The sequence below is a fragment of the Winogradskyella haliclonae genome, assembly GCF_014635865.1.
GTDB lineage: Bacteria > Bacteroidota > Bacteroidia > Flavobacteriales > Flavobacteriaceae > Winogradskyella > Winogradskyella haliclonae.
Genome location: NZ_BMDQ01000003.1, coordinates 163,769 through 177,986, shown reverse-complemented (window position 1 = coordinate 177,986; position 14,218 = coordinate 163,769). Strand labels below are relative to the sequence as shown.

17 protein-coding genes are annotated in these 14,218 nt (G+C 32.4%); 7 read left to right on the top strand and 10 right to left on the bottom strand.

Features of this window, described 5'->3' with window-relative positions; all coding sequences use genetic code 11:
* The first annotated feature begins 32 nt into the window (after window positions 1–32).
* The gene (locus IEV10_RS11325) at window positions 33–524 is read left to right on the top strand and encodes a hypothetical protein (protein ID WP_188374844.1); all 492 of its coding nucleotides are present in this window, start codon (window positions 33–35) and stop codon (window positions 522–524) included.
* A gap of 65 nt (window positions 525–589) precedes the next feature.
* Here the strand turns inward: IEV10_RS11325 and IEV10_RS11320 are convergent, their stop codons facing one another.
* Complete coding sequence (locus IEV10_RS11320) at window positions 590–886, bottom strand: N-acetyltransferase (protein WP_188374843.1); 297 nt, start codon at window positions 884–886, stop codon at window positions 590–592.
* Window positions 887–1,070: 184 nt separating this feature from the next.
* Here IEV10_RS11320 and IEV10_RS11315 point away from each other — a divergent pair, with 184 nt between their 5' ends.
* Both IEV10_RS11315 and IEV10_RS11310 read left to right on the top strand, forming a co-directional pair.
* The gene (locus IEV10_RS11315; protein ID WP_188374842.1) at window positions 1,071–1,739 is read left to right on the top strand and encodes an alpha/beta hydrolase; all 669 of its coding nucleotides are present in this window, start codon (window positions 1,071–1,073) and stop codon (window positions 1,737–1,739) included.
* Window positions 1,740–1,783: 44 nt separating this feature from the next.
* A complete protein-coding gene (locus IEV10_RS11310) occupies window positions 1,784–2,713 on the top strand; it encodes a lytic transglycosylase domain-containing protein (RefSeq protein WP_188374841.1) in 930 nt (309 codons plus the stop codon).
* Between the two features lie 38 nt (window positions 2,714–2,751).
* Here IEV10_RS11310 and IEV10_RS11305 read toward each other — a convergent pair whose 3' ends face one another.
* Window positions 2,752–3,330: a tetratricopeptide repeat protein gene (locus tag IEV10_RS11305; protein WP_188374840.1), complete on the bottom strand. Its 579-nt coding sequence runs from the start codon at window positions 3,328–3,330 to the stop codon at window positions 2,752–2,754.
* Window positions 3,331–3,489: 159 nt separating this feature from the next.
* On the opposite strand from IEV10_RS11305, the gene rpmH reads away from it, so the two are divergent.
* From rpmH to IEV10_RS11285, 4 genes are all read left to right on the top strand, one after another.
* Window positions 3,490–3,651 carry a 50S ribosomal protein L34 gene (gene rpmH / locus IEV10_RS11300; RefSeq protein WP_087491454.1) on the top strand — a complete coding sequence of 54 codons (162 nt, stop codon included), beginning with the start codon at window positions 3,490–3,492 and terminating at the stop codon, window positions 3,649–3,651.
* A 99-nt stretch (window positions 3,652–3,750) separates the two neighbouring features.
* The gene (gene carB / locus IEV10_RS11295) at window positions 3,751–6,606 is read left to right on the top strand and encodes a carbamoyl-phosphate synthase large subunit (protein WP_188374839.1); all 2,856 of its coding nucleotides are present in this window, start codon (window positions 3,751–3,753) and stop codon (window positions 6,604–6,606) included.
* Window positions 6,607–6,676: 70 nt separating this feature from the next.
* Window positions 6,677–7,207: an ankyrin repeat domain-containing protein gene (locus IEV10_RS11290; protein WP_188374838.1), complete on the top strand. Its 531-nt coding sequence runs from the start codon at window positions 6,677–6,679 to the stop codon at window positions 7,205–7,207.
* Between the two features lie 4 nt (window positions 7,208–7,211).
* Window positions 7,212–8,018 carry a T9SS type A sorting domain-containing protein gene (locus tag IEV10_RS11285; RefSeq protein ID WP_188374837.1) on the top strand — a complete coding sequence of 269 codons (807 nt, stop codon included), beginning with the start codon at window positions 7,212–7,214 and terminating at the stop codon, window positions 8,016–8,018.
* 69 nt (window positions 8,019–8,087) lie between these two features.
* Here the strand turns inward: IEV10_RS11285 and IEV10_RS11280 are convergent, their stop codons facing one another.
* From IEV10_RS11280 to IEV10_RS11245, 8 genes are all read right to left on the bottom strand, one after another.
* On the bottom strand, window positions 8,088–8,639 hold the full coding sequence (locus IEV10_RS11280) for a YceI family protein (protein WP_188374836.1): 552 nt from the start codon (window positions 8,637–8,639) through the stop codon (window positions 8,088–8,090).
* Between the two features lie 40 nt (window positions 8,640–8,679).
* Window positions 8,680–9,051 carry a hypothetical protein gene (locus IEV10_RS11275; protein WP_188374835.1) on the bottom strand — a complete coding sequence of 124 codons (372 nt, stop codon included), beginning with the start codon at window positions 9,049–9,051 and terminating at the stop codon, window positions 8,680–8,682.
* Between the two features lie 11 nt (window positions 9,052–9,062).
* Complete coding sequence (locus tag IEV10_RS11270; protein WP_188374834.1) at window positions 9,063–9,917, bottom strand: DUF5777 family beta-barrel protein; 855 nt, start codon at window positions 9,915–9,917, stop codon at window positions 9,063–9,065.
* Window positions 9,914–10,303 (bottom strand): OB-fold protein, encoded by a 390-nt coding sequence (locus tag IEV10_RS11265; RefSeq protein ID WP_188374833.1) that lies wholly within the window; start codon window positions 10,301–10,303, stop codon window positions 9,914–9,916. Before IEV10_RS11265 ends, IEV10_RS11270 begins: the two co-directional genes overlap by 4 nt.
* A gap of 48 nt (window positions 10,304–10,351) precedes the next feature.
* Window positions 10,352–11,059 (bottom strand): DUF3307 domain-containing protein, encoded by a 708-nt coding sequence (locus IEV10_RS11260; protein WP_188374832.1) that lies wholly within the window; start codon window positions 11,057–11,059, stop codon window positions 10,352–10,354.
* Between the two features lie 3 nt (window positions 11,060–11,062).
* Entirely contained in the window at window positions 11,063–11,683 is a 621-nt protein-coding gene (locus tag IEV10_RS11255) for an HMG-box domain-containing protein (protein ID WP_188374831.1), read from the bottom strand.
* A gap of 361 nt (window positions 11,684–12,044) precedes the next feature.
* A complete protein-coding gene (locus IEV10_RS11250) occupies window positions 12,045–13,367 on the bottom strand; it encodes a DNA recombination protein RmuC (protein ID WP_188374830.1) in 1,323 nt (440 codons plus the stop codon).
* A 55-nt stretch (window positions 13,368–13,422) separates the two neighbouring features.
* Window positions 13,423–14,217 carry an ABC transporter ATP-binding protein gene (locus IEV10_RS11245; protein ID WP_188374829.1) on the bottom strand — a complete coding sequence of 265 codons (795 nt, stop codon included), beginning with the start codon at window positions 14,215–14,217 and terminating at the stop codon, window positions 13,423–13,425.
* Window position 14,218 lies beyond the last annotated feature (1 nt).

Here is a 14,218-nt window from a genome sequence, read left to right as displayed (position 1 = left end):
ATTAAAAAAACAGCATGTAGGTTTTCAACACCATGAAAAGCACTCTTAAAACTACTCTTGTTCTCTTAGCTATTTTTCTTAATCTTTCTTGTCGAGACGAGAATCCTTTATTAGGAGAATGGAAATTATCTTCTTGGTATATAGATATAGAAATGGACCTAAATAAGGACACTATTAGAACGTCTAATTTACTAGATGAAGCCAATTGTAAAAACAAAGAAGTGTTAACCATTTATGCAAATGGAACTATAAATGCCGTTAACACTTATAATCCAATAGTAAAGATTTCTAAGAAGGAAGATGAGTATATCTTCGATGTAGAATGTAATAAAGGAAGTGTAGGTTTTGCAACGACTTATAAAATTTTGGATAAAAAAGTCATCATTGAGCCCAATGGAGAAGAATACCATTTTAATGGTAAACAATTGACACGTATTTTTAAGGATGCTATAACTATTTACAATACGGACTTTACAGAAGCTGTTGAAACTAAAGATTTGGTTTTAAACTACATAAAAAACTAAAGTTGATATAAAACAAAAAAACCGAAGTATTAGCTTCGGTTTTTTTATTAAAGGTTATGTGTTATCTATATTCTTATACCTACAGGTAACATACGCTTATATTTTCTGTTAGCTCTAACAAATTTTGCTATTTCTGGGCTTGTTGGCACCACACAGATGTTACGTTCTTTAATGTTACTAAACACCAAATCAATAAATTCAAGCTCAAATTCTCTAGTTCTAATAGTTTCGGGGATAATAAGTTTAGTTAAGAATATCTTGCGTTCTTGCAAAGAATATTCAATAACTGCCATTTCATTTTCAACCTTTAATTCAAATTGACGTAAAAATTCATTGTCAATTAACTCAGCGGTCTCTGTCATAATCTTTTGTGTTTTAAATTAGCGGTTGGCTAGGGTAGATTCTATATTTTCGATAGATTTGTGCAAATGTACAAAAAATCTAGCAATTTTAAGGGGTTTTTGTGTTAAATGTCACTATAACAGATGTTTAGCTATTTGTTTTTTTGTAACATTTAAGTATTGACCTTAGGATTTTAATATTAAGATGAACAATAAAATCATACATGTGTATTTAATGCCAGGAATGGCTGCCAATCCTTCAATTTTTGAATACATAAAATTACCTGAGGACCAATTTAAGATACATTGGTTGGAATGGAAGATACCCACTAAAAACGAATCTCTTGAGTCCTATGCAAAACGTATGATTAAGGACATTAAACATGATAATCCGGTGCTTTTAGGTGTTTCTTTTGGAGGGATATTAGTTCAAGAAATGAGTAAGCATATGTCTTTACGAAAGCTTTTGGTTGTATCAAGTGTAAAATCTCATCATGAACTTCCAAAGCGATTGAAACTTCTTAAATACACAAAAGCGTATAAAATATTGCCAACACAGCTTGTTAGTAATGTAGATTTATTAGCTAAATATGCTTTTGGAGAAACTATTAAAAAGCGTGTAGAGCTCTATAAAAAATACCTTTCCGTAAACGATAAGGTGTATTTAGATTGGGCCATTAAGGAAGTGGTTTGTTGGAATCAAGAGACTCCTAATAGTCAAGCTATCTATATCCATGGTGATAAAGATTTTGTGTTTCCTCATTCCACTGAAGATAATTGCATTATTATTAAAGGAGGTACACATATTATGATTATAAATAAGTATAAGTGGTTTAACGAAAATTTACCAAAACTTATATTGCAAGAATCTTGATAAACAGCTGTTTATTTAATACATTTAAAACAAAAGAAATTCTTATGAAAATTATTAAAAATATACTTTCAGCTATAGGTTTAGTTGCCGTTTCTGGTTTCTTCATTTTTGGTATGCAGAAGGCACCCACAGATGAGGTAATGATAGAGAAAAAAGCGCCATTGGTTAATGATTATAATGTTTATGCTCTAGAAATGCCAGAAGATTTAAATTTTGCAGGTGAATCAGTTCCTATTGAGAATCCAGACATCTATGAACGTATGGATAGGGAACTTTTGGTAAATACATATTGGCAATCTAATGGGTTACTTTTATTAAAACGAGCTCAAAAATATTTCCCTGTGTTAGAACCATTACTTGAAAAACATGGTATACCAGAAGATTTTAAATTTTTAGCTTTGGCAGAAAGTGGATTTATTGATGAAACCTCTAGTGCTGGTGCTGCAGGAATGTGGCATTTTATGCGTGAAACAGGTAAAGAATATGGTTTAGAAATAAATAAAAATGTTGATGAACGTTATCACATAGAAAAATCAACAAAAGTTGCTGCTGAATATTTGAAAAAGGCAAAAGAGCGTTTTGGAAGTTGGACTTTAGCTGCTGCTTCATATAACGCAGGAATTTATGGTGTGTCTAAACGTCTAAAAGCACAGCAGGTCGATAGTTATTATGATGCGCTATTACCAGATGAAACTGAGAGATATGTTTTTAGAATTTTAGCTTTAAAAGAGATTATGAATAATCCATCTAAGTATGGCTTCAACTTCAATAAAAATGATTTATACAATCATATTCCTACCTATAAAGTTGAAGTTGATACAGCAGTTACAGATTTTGCCCAATTTGCTAAACGTTTTGGGATAAATTATAAGATTCTAAAAATTCACAATCCTTGGTTACGAGAGAAACACTTAAATAATAAGTCGAGAAAATTATATACTGTAGAAATTCCTAAAGAAGGATACTACAAATAAAATAAAAAAGCTCAATTCATAGAATTGAGCTTTTTTATTTATCGTCTACTGCGTCTATTTTGTCTTGAAGAAGTAGGTTGCCCGTATTGTTGTTTTGGGATAGCAGCTTTTTTCATTTGTTGCTTCATCATCTTTATCTGGTCAACAAGCATATCACGTTTATCTAGTTTCTGAGCTTCAGCTAATAGTTTTTGTGCTTCCTGCTTTCTACGTTTGCTAAAAGCGATTCCAGCTAAATTTAGTTTTGCCATAGCCAAATCATGGTCCATAGAAAGACCAAGATTAATGGCTTTCTTGAAATATTTTTCAGCTTCATTCATATTGGTTTGTGAAACCATAACACCATATAGATAATTTAAGTAACCTTGCTGTTTTTTGACTAAAGAACCTTTGGGATTTTTAATTTTATCTAACCACTTTTTTGCACCAGGAAAATCTTGCTTTCTTAATCTTAAAAAAGCAAGTAAAATCATTTCATTTTTAAAATATAAGAAAATGAATATCAATGATAGTAATATATACATGATACCATTACCTATTTGGCCTTCGGTAAATTGATAAACTGCAAATGCAATAATAGCAGCAGCAATAACTAGTTTTATATTTTTATTAAACATATATAGTGTTATAATTTGCGGTTGGCAAAGGTAAGAAAAACAATTAAAAATTATTTTAATTTGAAGCTTGGTAAAGTAAAAAGTTGTTGTATATTTGCACGCAGTTTTGGGATAGCACCTAAATATCAATAATAATATAAGATTTTAAATATATAAGACATGCCGAAAAGAACGTTTCAACCGTCAAAAAGAAAGAGAAGAAACAAACATGGTTTCAGAGAAAGAATGGCTTCTGCTAATGGTAGAAAAGTCTTAGCACGTCGTAGAGCTAAAGGAAGAAAAAGATTATCTGTATCTTCAGATTTAAGACATAAAAAATAATGATTAACAATTGTTAATATTTTAAAGGCGTTACTTAGGTGTAACGCCTTTTTTTGTACCCAAACGATATTTATTTTTGTAAACCAAATAACTAATAACATGCCTAAAAACAAAAACATCAAATCTATTTTACTTATTGGTTCTGGACCTATTGTCATTGGTCAAGCTTGCGAATTTGATTACTCAGGTTCACAAGCCTTACGTTCGTTACGTGAAGACGGAATTGAAACCATTCTTATAAATTCTAACCCAGCAACAATTATGACTGATCCATCAATGGCGGATCACGTGTATTTATTGCCATTGACGACAAAATCAATCATTCAGATTTTAAAGGAACATCCACAAATAGATACTGTTTTACCTACAATGGGTGGACAAACAGCATTAAACCTTTGTATAGAGGCTGATGAGAAAGGAATTTGGGAAGACTTTGGTGTTGATATTATTGGTGTAGATATTGATGCAATTAATATTACTGAAGATAGAGAGAAGTTTAGAGAATTAATGTTAGAGATTGGAGTAGGTATGGCTCCACAAGAAACTGCAACCTCTTTTTTAAAAGGAAAAGAAATTGCTCAAGAATTTGGTTTTCCGTTATGTATTAGAGCTTCCTTTACTTTAGGTGGTGCAGGAGCTTCAATTGTATATGACGAAGCAGAATTTGATGAAGCACTAACAAGAGGATTAGAAATATCACCAATTCATGAAGTCATGATTGATAAGGCTATGATGGGTTGGAAAGAATATGAGTTAGAGCTACTCCGTGACAAAAATGATAATGTTGTTATTATCTGTACTATAGAAAACATGGATCCTATGGGTATCCATACAGGAGATTCTATTACTGTAGCACCTGCAATGACATTATCAGATAAAACGCAGCAAAAAATGCGTGATATGGCTATACACATGATGCGTAGTATTGGTGATTTTGCAGGAGGATGTAACGTTCAGTTTGCAGTGAGTCCTGATGATCAAGAAGAGATTATTGCAATAGAAATTAACCCGCGTGTATCACGTTCTTCTGCACTAGCAAGTAAAGCAACAGGATATCCAATTGCTAAAATTGCTGCAAAGTTAGCGCTCGGTTATACTTTGGATGAGTTAGATAATCAAATTACAAAGTCAACTTCAGCTTTATTTGAGCCAACGTTAGATTATGTTATTGTAAAGATACCTCGTTGGAATTTTGATAAGTTCGAAGGTTCAGACAGGACTCTAGGTTTGCAAATGAAGGCCGTTGGAGAAGTAATGGGTATTGGACGCTCGTTTCAAGAGGCACTTCATAAAGCAACCCAATCATTAGAGATAAAAAGAAATGGCTTAGGAGCTGATGGTAAAGGTTATAAAGATTATGATACAGTTATTGAAAAATTAACCTATGCAAGTTGGGACCGCGTATTTGTAATTTACGATGCCATTGCTATGGGAATTCCTTTAAGTCGTATCCATGATATCACAAAGATTGATATGTGGTACTTAAAACAGTATGAAGAATTATTTCAACTAGAAAAGGAAATTTCAACATATAAAATTGAAAACATAGATCGTGAATTATTGCTTGAGGCTAAGCAAAAGGGTTATGGAGATAGACAAATAGCACATATGCTAGGCTGTTTAGAAAGTCAAGTCTATAATAAAAGAAAAGAACTTAAGATTAATCGTGTGTACAAGTTAGTAGATACTTGTGCCGCTGAGTTTAAGGCTATGACACCATATTATTACTCTACTTTCGAGAGTGAAATGGAGTTGCCAGACGGAACAGTCACCGTTGCTAATGAAAGTGTAGTCACTGATAAAAAGAAAATCATTGTTTTAGGATCTGGCCCTAACAGAATTGGACAAGGAATTGAGTTTGATTATTGTTGTGTTCACGGTGTATTAGCTGCTGCGGAATGTGGTTACGAAACCATTATGATTAATTGTAACCCAGAAACCGTTTCTACAGATTTTGATACTGCTGATAAGCTTTATTTTGAGCCTGTGTTCTGGGAACATATCTATGATATTATTCAGCATGAAAAGCCTGAAGGTGTTATTGTACAGCTTGGTGGTCAAACAGCTCTAAAATTAGCAGAGAAGTTAGAACGCTATGGCGTTAAAATTATGGGAACTACATATCAGGCCTTAGATGTGGCTGAAGACCGTGGAAGCTTTTCAACTTTATTAAAGGATAATAATATACCTTATCCAGAATTTGATACTGCTGAAACGGCAGATGAAGCTTTAGCTGTAGCGGATAAACTTAACTTCCCAATTTTGGTTAGACCTTCATATGTACTTGGAGGGCAAGGCATGAAGATTGTTATAAATAAGCAAGAGTTAGAAGAACATGTTGTTGATTTATTAAATAAAATCCCTAACAATAAATTACTCTTAGACCATTACTTAGATGGTGCTATTGAAGCTGAAGCTGATGCCATATGTGATGCAGATGGAAATGTATATATTATTGGTATAATGGAGCATATTGAGCCATGTGGTATACACTCTGGAGATAGTAATGCAACCTTACCAGCCTTTAATTTGGGAGACTTAGTAATGCAACAAATTATAGATCATACGCATACTATCGCGAGAGCATTAAATACGGTAGGTTTGATTAATATTCAATTTGCAATAAAAGATGATATGGTTTATATCATAGAAGCTAATCCAAGAGCTTCTCGCACGGTTCCATTTATTGCAAAAGCCTATAAAGAACCTTATGTCAACTACGCCACTAAGGTTATGTTAGGCGAAAAGAAGGTTACCGATTTTGATTTTAAGCCAAAGTTAGACGGTTATGCAATTAAGCAACCCGTATTCTCTTTTAACAAATTCCCTAACGTTAATAAAAAATTGGGTCCAGAGATGAAAAGTACAGGAGAAAGTATACTTTTTATTGATAGTTTAAAGGATGATGAGTTTTATGACTTATACTCTAGGCGTAAGATGTATTTAAGTAAATAATGTAATTTTATGATATACAGATAGGTACGGTATGATTTTTTTTTATAAATTTGGTTGTTAACCCAAATTAATGAAAGTAAAACTACTTATCTTCTCCCTATGGTTTTTTACCTTTAATGCTCTCATTGCGCAAGAGAATATTTTTGACGCTTGTAGGCAAGGTAATATAGATACTGTTATAAAGCTATATAATATAGATGATAATGTGGTTAACATTCAAGAAGAGACGGGCTATACACCATTAGTCTTAGCGTGTTATTATGGACATGAAGATATAGTATCTTTTTTAGTTGATAAGGTTAAAAATTTAAATGATAAAACATCTTATGGCTCACCCTTGATGGCAGCGACTGTTAAAGGTTATGAAAATATTGTTGATGTTTTATTGAAGAATAAGGTTAACCCTAATATTACAGATGAGCAAGGTGTGACTGCGGCGCATTATGCTGTTTTATTTAAAAACTATGTTATTGTCGAAAAATTAGTCAATGCAAACGCAGACTTTACTATAAAAAACAATGTCAATAAATCTGCTATGGATTACGCCATTGCACATAATGATGAAAAATTAAATAAATTGCTAAATATCCAAAAATCGTGATTCTATGAAAAAAATTACTTTATTATGCTTTTTAATTGCTACTAGTTTTGCGTTTTCGCAAAATAACTGGACTACTGGTGAAGTTAATTTGGATGGAGGAAACTTTTCTGTTCAGTTTGATATCAATGGGAATACTAATGTAGTAACAATGACTATGAAAGGTCCCGTTGGAGTATGGCTAGCTGTTGCGCCAAATGTAGGTGCTAATAATACAATGGGAAATGCTAACGATGACTGTATAGTATTTAACAATAATGGACTTGAAGATCGTTTTATGCAAGGGTTCACAGGTCAACCTGTATTGGATAATTCTTCTGATTCGGATGATGAATGGACCTTGGAACAAAATACTGATGACGGAACAGTGAGAACAGTTGTTGCTACAAGAGCTATTAATACAGGTGATTCTCAAGATTTTGTATTTCCTGAAAATACACAAGCATCATTCCCTATTTTATGGGCAAAAGGAAATGGGACATTGGGTTTTGGATATCACGGAAATCTTGCTAGCGGGAATAGAGGTGGCACTGTGGCTAGTATAGTTCTTAGTAATGAAGATTTTCAGCTAAACCCAGCTAGGTTTACTATTTCTCCTAATCCAAGTACTAATGATTTAAATATTGGCATCTTATATGATGCTAGTAGAGATTATAATCTCGAAGTGTATGACGTGTTAGGAAAGCAAATATATCGAGGTCAGCTAATAAAGGATGATTCAACTATAGACGTTAGAAGCTGGAGAAGAGGTGTTTACTTGGTTAAGTTGTCAAGTGACCAATCGACACAAACCAAGCGTTTTATCAAGCAATAATATATAATTGATATGAAAAAAAAGACCATCTAAATAAGATGGTCTTTTTTTTCATACTATTTTAGAACACTATTTTTTAGTTAATACAAACTCAAAGATGACATCTACTTCTCTTGAGAGTTTATTACTAACTATTTTAGGAATTTCAATATCAAAATCTGCAACATTAAGTTTCAATTTCCCTGATATATTTAGACTTCCATCCGCATTTTTTGAAATTGATAAGACTTCATTATTAAGGGACTTTGTCTTCCCGTGAAACGTTATGGTGCCATTATATTGTTTGTTTTTCTTAGAACCATTTAAATCCTCAATTGAAAAATCGGTAACCTTGCCTTTAAATGTTGCTTTAGGATAGTCGTCAGAATCGGCATAGTTTTCATTAAAATGCTCTTCCATTAAGGCATTTTTGAATCTAAACCCTTTTACCAATACTAGAGCAGCAAATTCCCCATTTTCTGCATTTATAATAGCAGTAGTGTTTTTATTAGTGGCCTTTACTTCTTCGAATGAAGGCACAGATGCTTCAAAAATAACACTGCCAGTTTTTGTAATGTACTTACTTTGAGCAGTTATATTTAGTGTAATTAGCAGTAGAAATGTTAATACTAGATGTTTCATATCAGTTTATTTTTAATCATCACTTTCAATAACTATTCCATTATGGACTTTCTAAAAATCCTTCTTCTTGCCATAGAATAATCAAATCAATCAAATTTTGAGGCAATCTTGGTCCACCTAAAGGCATGGCGCCTCCTTCTCCAGGTTGTGCAGAGATGCGATTTATTAAGTTATTGTTTTCAATTCCAAACACAACTTCTTCATAAAATACTAAAGAAGTTTGCGCACCAAATTGCGGTGTAGTGCCATGACAAGCCCAACAATTGTTTTGAAAAATCACATTAATATCTTCATCAAAATTCACCAAGTCCGGTGGAGGTGTGTTATCTATCAAATCTTCTTCACTAACACTTGTGCAATTAAATGCTAATAAAATTGTAAATAGTCCTATAATGTATTTGTAGTTTTTCATATTGTTTCTGTTTAAAATACGCGACTTAAATTAAACCCAAAAAAGATATCACCATCACTCCAATCTCCTGTGCCTTGTCCTAAAAAGGTATTTGTATTCATACCTTGAGCATTTGTAAAATGCATCTGAAAGACATGTCCTCCAGTCTCTAAATCAAAACCAATAGATAGCGGATTTTTAAATGGAGAGTTGCTAGATCTATTTAGATGCCAGCCGTAGTCTATGTTTACAGACCAACGTTTTGTGAGTTTGTGTCTACCTCCAATTCCTATAGCATATTGAGTGTTATCTTGAGAATTATCTACGACATAATTATCATGGAAAAGCGTTGGCGCTAATTGTAACGATAAGTTTTTGTTAAGCTTCCTAGCAATAAGAATTTGAGTAGCATAACCTAATCGGTTTTCGAACTCTAATTTGGGTAAGTTAGTGTCGTCTAAAGCAGTATTGATTAAAATAGAGTTATAACCAACAATAGTGAAAGGAGAACCACCTTCTTTCTGTTTTACCAATCTATATTTTAAAGCACCTTCATAAATTTTTTGAAAAGAACTACGAGACACACTGACATTTAACCAATCATTTACGCCATAAATAAAGTTAAGTCGTGTCACAGCATCATCAAGCCCAAAAAAGCTGTCAAATCCATTCTTAACTGTGCCAAAACGGTGTGCAACAACGAATGTAAATTCTTTTTTAGAAGTGAGCTTTGTAGATTCAAAATTTACAATCTTAAGCCCTTTAAATGTAGCTGTAGCATAATTGTCTTCAGGTGAGTCTTGGTCGATTTCATCGAGTAAATCATCTTGTGCAAATAACGGTACTGCCATAATAAGCAGTAGAATTAGAGTAATTGATTTTTTCATTGGTTAATTTTGGTTAAAGTGCATTGGTCTAGTTTTATTTCTTCTAATAAATCGTCGTAGCCAATACAACGACCTTTCATCGATACAATAGTATCTTGACTTATTGTATTTGGTTCTAGCAAGCTACAAAAAATAGAAGTATTAAGCGTTATGCTATTGTCGGTTTGTGCAGTGATGTCACCATGTATTACAATTGTTTTGTTTAGATATTTGGTTTGAGCTGTTTCAGAGTCGTTTATAAATTCTGCTATAAAATCCGAAGCATTTATAGTATAGTCTGCAGTTTCTGCACTAATATCTCTATGCTCTTGGTAGATGTAGTTATAACCAAAATATGCAGCAAGGATTACTACTAGTAGAATGATGTATATTTTATTTCTCTTCATACAAATATGATTTTCAGTTATTTATAAAATTAAGAAAAGAAAATGGAATCAGTGCTTCAAGCTTAGGTAAAGTAAACCAACCAATACAGCTACTCCAAAGCTTATTAGCGTACCTATGAGTATATATTCAGTAAGTTTTCTCTCTTTTGAAGCTGTTAAATCTCCAAATCTAAAGACTGATTTTGCAGTAATTAAAAAGCCTACAGCTGGCCACTGACCAATAACGATAAATATAAATACCAAAAGCCGTTCTAGAATGCCTATATATTTTCCAGCATCTTTTAAGGACTCATTGCCTTTTGTAATTTTTGAAATATCCCATTTAGAAAAAATAGTTTTCATGATTATAGACGTCGGTTGCGTCAAAAAAGCGATGCACAATAGAAGTAATAAATGGTTTTCATTTAAGATGTTGAATTCTATACCTTTTTCAAGAAATAGAGGGACAAGAATTAATATTGTTGCAAGATGTAGTATCTGGTCTATAAAAAAGAGAAGTCTCTTATTTTTTTTATTTTGAAATAAAATTTTACCAGCATCTATAATAAAATGAAGCAAACCTATTGCTAAAATTAATTGCCATTGGGTGATATCCCAAACAATAAGAAACATTAAACCTATGTGTATCAGTACATGTATGTATAACCATTTGGATTTTAGTTTTTTTTTCTCCTTATCCTTTACCCATTTTTGAGGTTGTAAAAAGAAATCACCAATAAGATGTGCTAGAATAAGTTTTAAGATGAGGAGTGTCATAGTCTAGACGTATTTTAATGTTTCTATTTTATGTCTGTAAATTAAGTCAAGTTCTTTTATTTCGTCAAGATATGCGCGTTTTTGACGTTTACTTACAGCATCTTGGCTTATACCTACTAATTTAGCCAATTTTGACTGAATCATATTTGGGTTTTCAAAACTTAACTTTACAATTTCTGCTGAGTTTACTGTCCAATTATTCATGGCTATAAGTGCAAGTTTAAAATACAGGTTTAGTTCTTCATCTAAATCAATATCCCCAGTTTTAATTTTTAAGTTTAACTTTTCCTTTTTAAGTGTTTCAAAAGTCTCACCAGAGAATACAAAAGCTTCACCATTTGATTCGCTTACGGTTTTGCCTTGATAAGACTTATTTCCAACCCCAATTGCCATACGTACATCTAAACCTTTTATAGACTTCATACAAGCTTTAATATAGATTACAGCAAACAGACTACCTAAATAGTTTTTATGTTCTAGCTGAAAGCTGTCACCTCTATAGATTTCATAGTTTGAAGAATCATTAGAAAGCATTGCTAATGCAGATTTTAACCGATTAAGCCATATATCTTGGTCTTTAAAATCTCGAGATTTTATAATATCTCCTGTGATTACACTGGTCATAATATTTGGTATTTAAATCAAATATATGCCTTTTTTATGGAATATTATAATTTATTCCTTTTTTATGGCATATTTTTAATTATGCCTTTTTTATGGAATATTTAATTATTCATCTTCTTTATGCCAACCTCTTTTTATGCCGTATTCAGTTTCAGCAGTTCTAAAGAGACCTATAAAAAGAAGTATGAGACCAAGTAAACCGCACATTATAGTTAAGAATATATTTAAGCCATTTATTTCAGATGGCTTATAATCGGTAAAAATAAATATGATACAAAAACTGATTAATAGAATGCCAAAGAATAATATTCTAGCGTAATATAAGCGTAGTGCCCATTTATGTAATGTATTTAGAATATGATTACTCAAAACCTTCTTCAGCTCTTTTTATGATGTTTTCTGGAAGTGATTTTTTGGCTTTAGCACCCATTTTTTTGATGTTTTCTACTCTAGAAATAAGGTTGCCTTTGCCTTCAACGAGTTTGTTCATGGCAGAAGAATAATCATTTTTTGCGGCATCTATCTTTTTGCCAACACCTGTTAAGTCAGTAACGAGGCCTTCAAATTTGTCGTAAAGTGCACCAGCTTGTCTGGCAATCTCAATGGCGTTTTGTTGTTGCTTTTCGTTATTCCACATCGTGTCTATGGTGCGTAGAGTTGCCAATAATGTAGAAGGTGTAACAATAACAATGTTTTGTTCAAAGGCCTTGTTATAGAGTGAATTGTCTTCATTTATAGCAACGGCAAAAGCAGGTTCAATAGGTATAAACATTAAGACAAAATCTGGAGATTCGATATCGTATAAGTCTTGATAGTTTTTTGCGGAGAGTTGGTCTACATGCTTTTTTATTGAACTAACGTGAGATTTAAGATATAGTGCTCTTTCCTCATCATCTGCATTAACCATGCGCTCATAATCAGTTAATGATACTTTAGAGTCAATAATCATTTTCTTAGAATCAGGTAGGTGTAGTACGACATCTGGCATCACACGAGACCCATCTTCTCGTTGAAAATTTTGCTGAACAAAATACTCACGGTCTTTTTCTAAACCAGACTTTTCTAAGACACGCTCTAAAACCAATTCGCCCCAATTTCCTTGGGTTTTACTATCTCCTTTAAGCGCTTTTGTTAAGTTAGTAGCTTCCTTAGCCATTTGTTGGTTGAGGTCTTTTAAGCCTAATAATTGTTCTTTCAAAGCAGAATGCATACTTATGCTTTCTTTCTGAGAATCTTCAACTTTCTTTTCAAAGACTTTTATTTTTTCTTCTAAAGGGTTTAAGATGTTCTTTATATTTTCTTTATTCTGGGTCGTAAACTTTTCTGATTTTTCTTCTAGTATTTTGGAAGCCATGAGTTCAAAATCTTTTCGTAATTGTTCTTGTTGTTTGGCAAGTTCCTCGTCACGTTTTAAGTTTTGCTGCTGAAGGTTTTCAAATTCAGTATTACGACGCGATAGTTCGGTATTTAAAAAATCTTTTTCACGACGAATCTCTTCGCGTTCAGACTCCGTTTTTTCTATATTCTGTTTTAAATCATTTATAGAATTGTTGAGCTGAAGCTGTCTTTCTTCTAAAGTACTGCGTTCACTTTTGCTTTTAAGCTGAGAAAATTTAAGTCCAATAAAAGCACCAATTCCGGCAGAAACTATAATGGTAAAAAGAAGAATAAGCGTGTCGTTCATGTTTCAATCTGAATTTCTTCAAAGATAAATTTTAATGCTGAAACTAAAATAAAAGTTATTGGCTTATCTTAAAACTTCCTGTTTTAGTATCAAAGGCAATCATATCTTTAGGGAAAAGCGAATTAAAAACACCATCTTCAATGAGATTACAAGGCTCGTCACAAACAATATTTTTAGTTGTCATGACTAGCATTGTATCACAAAGTTGAATAGCTAAGTCTATTTCATGCGATGAAAATAGGATGGTTTTTCCTGTTTCTTTAGTTAATCTTTGAAGCAGTTTTAGAATATATGCTTTGTGATACATATCTAGATGCGTCGTAGGTTCATCTAAAACAATAATATCGGTATCTTGAGCTAGAGCACGTGCTATCATTACTTTTTGAAGTTGCCCATCACTGAGTTCAAAACATTTTTTTTCTTTTAAATCAGAAATATTTACCAAACCAATCGCCTCATCTACTTTTTGTGTGTCTTCTGTAGAGAGATTTCCAATCCAGTTGGTATAAGGATGGCGGCCTAAAGCTACTAGTTCGTATACAGATAAATTTTTTGAAGCTAAAGATTCAGTAAGTACAATACTTAATTGTTTGGCCAATTCTATTGTAGACGTTTCTTTTAAATCTCTATTGTTCAAGAAAATACTTCCTGATAAATTGGGTTGTACTTTTATTAATGTTCTTAACAATGTTGACTTACCGATACCATTAGCACCAACTAGCCCAATAAGTTGACCTTGTTGCAAATCAAAATTGATATTATGTGAAACTACAATTTCTTTTTTTCTGGTCTTGTAACCAATAGAAAGATTTTTTGCTTTAAGGATGCTATTTGACTTGTTCTCGTTCACA

What these genes read in the sequence shown, in the direction of transcription:
- IEV10_RS11325 (WP_188374844.1), top strand. Translation starts at nt 33, where the DNA reads ATGAAAAGCACTCTTAAAACTACTCTTGTTCTCTTAGCTATTTTTCTT.
- IEV10_RS11320 (WP_188374843.1), bottom strand. Translation starts at nt 886, where the DNA reads ATGACAGAGACCGCTGAGTTAATTGACAATGAATTTTTACGTCAATTT.
- IEV10_RS11315 (WP_188374842.1), top strand. Translation starts at nt 1,071, where the DNA reads ATGAACAATAAAATCATACATGTGTATTTAATGCCAGGAATGGCTGCC.
- IEV10_RS11310 (WP_188374841.1), top strand. Translation starts at nt 1,784, where the DNA reads ATGAAAATTATTAAAAATATACTTTCAGCTATAGGTTTAGTTGCCGTT.
- IEV10_RS11305 (WP_188374840.1), bottom strand. Translation starts at nt 3,330, where the DNA reads ATGTTTAATAAAAATATAAAACTAGTTATTGCTGCTGCTATTATTGCA.
- rpmH (WP_087491454.1), top strand. Translation starts at nt 3,490, where the DNA reads ATGCCGAAAAGAACGTTTCAACCGTCAAAAAGAAAGAGAAGAAACAAA.
- carB (WP_188374839.1), top strand. Translation starts at nt 3,751, where the DNA reads ATGCCTAAAAACAAAAACATCAAATCTATTTTACTTATTGGTTCTGGA.
- IEV10_RS11290 (WP_188374838.1), top strand. Translation starts at nt 6,677, where the DNA reads ATGAAAGTAAAACTACTTATCTTCTCCCTATGGTTTTTTACCTTTAAT.
- IEV10_RS11285 (WP_188374837.1), top strand. Translation starts at nt 7,212, where the DNA reads ATGAAAAAAATTACTTTATTATGCTTTTTAATTGCTACTAGTTTTGCG.
- IEV10_RS11280 (WP_188374836.1), bottom strand. Translation starts at nt 8,639, where the DNA reads ATGAAACATCTAGTATTAACATTTCTACTGCTAATTACACTAAATATA.
- IEV10_RS11275 (WP_188374835.1), bottom strand. Translation starts at nt 9,051, where the DNA reads ATGAAAAACTACAAATACATTATAGGACTATTTACAATTTTATTAGCA.
- IEV10_RS11270 (WP_188374834.1), bottom strand. Translation starts at nt 9,917, where the DNA reads ATGAAAAAATCAATTACTCTAATTCTACTGCTTATTATGGCAGTACCG.
- IEV10_RS11265 (WP_188374833.1), bottom strand. Translation starts at nt 10,303, where the DNA reads ATGAAGAGAAATAAAATATACATCATTCTACTAGTAGTAATCCTTGCT.
- IEV10_RS11260 (WP_188374832.1), bottom strand. Translation starts at nt 11,059, where the DNA reads ATGACACTCCTCATCTTAAAACTTATTCTAGCACATCTTATTGGTGAT.
- IEV10_RS11255 (WP_188374831.1), bottom strand. Translation starts at nt 11,683, where the DNA reads ATGACCAGTGTAATCACAGGAGATATTATAAAATCTCGAGATTTTAAA.
- IEV10_RS11250 (WP_188374830.1), bottom strand. Translation starts at nt 13,367, where the DNA reads ATGAACGACACGCTTATTCTTCTTTTTACCATTATAGTTTCTGCCGGA.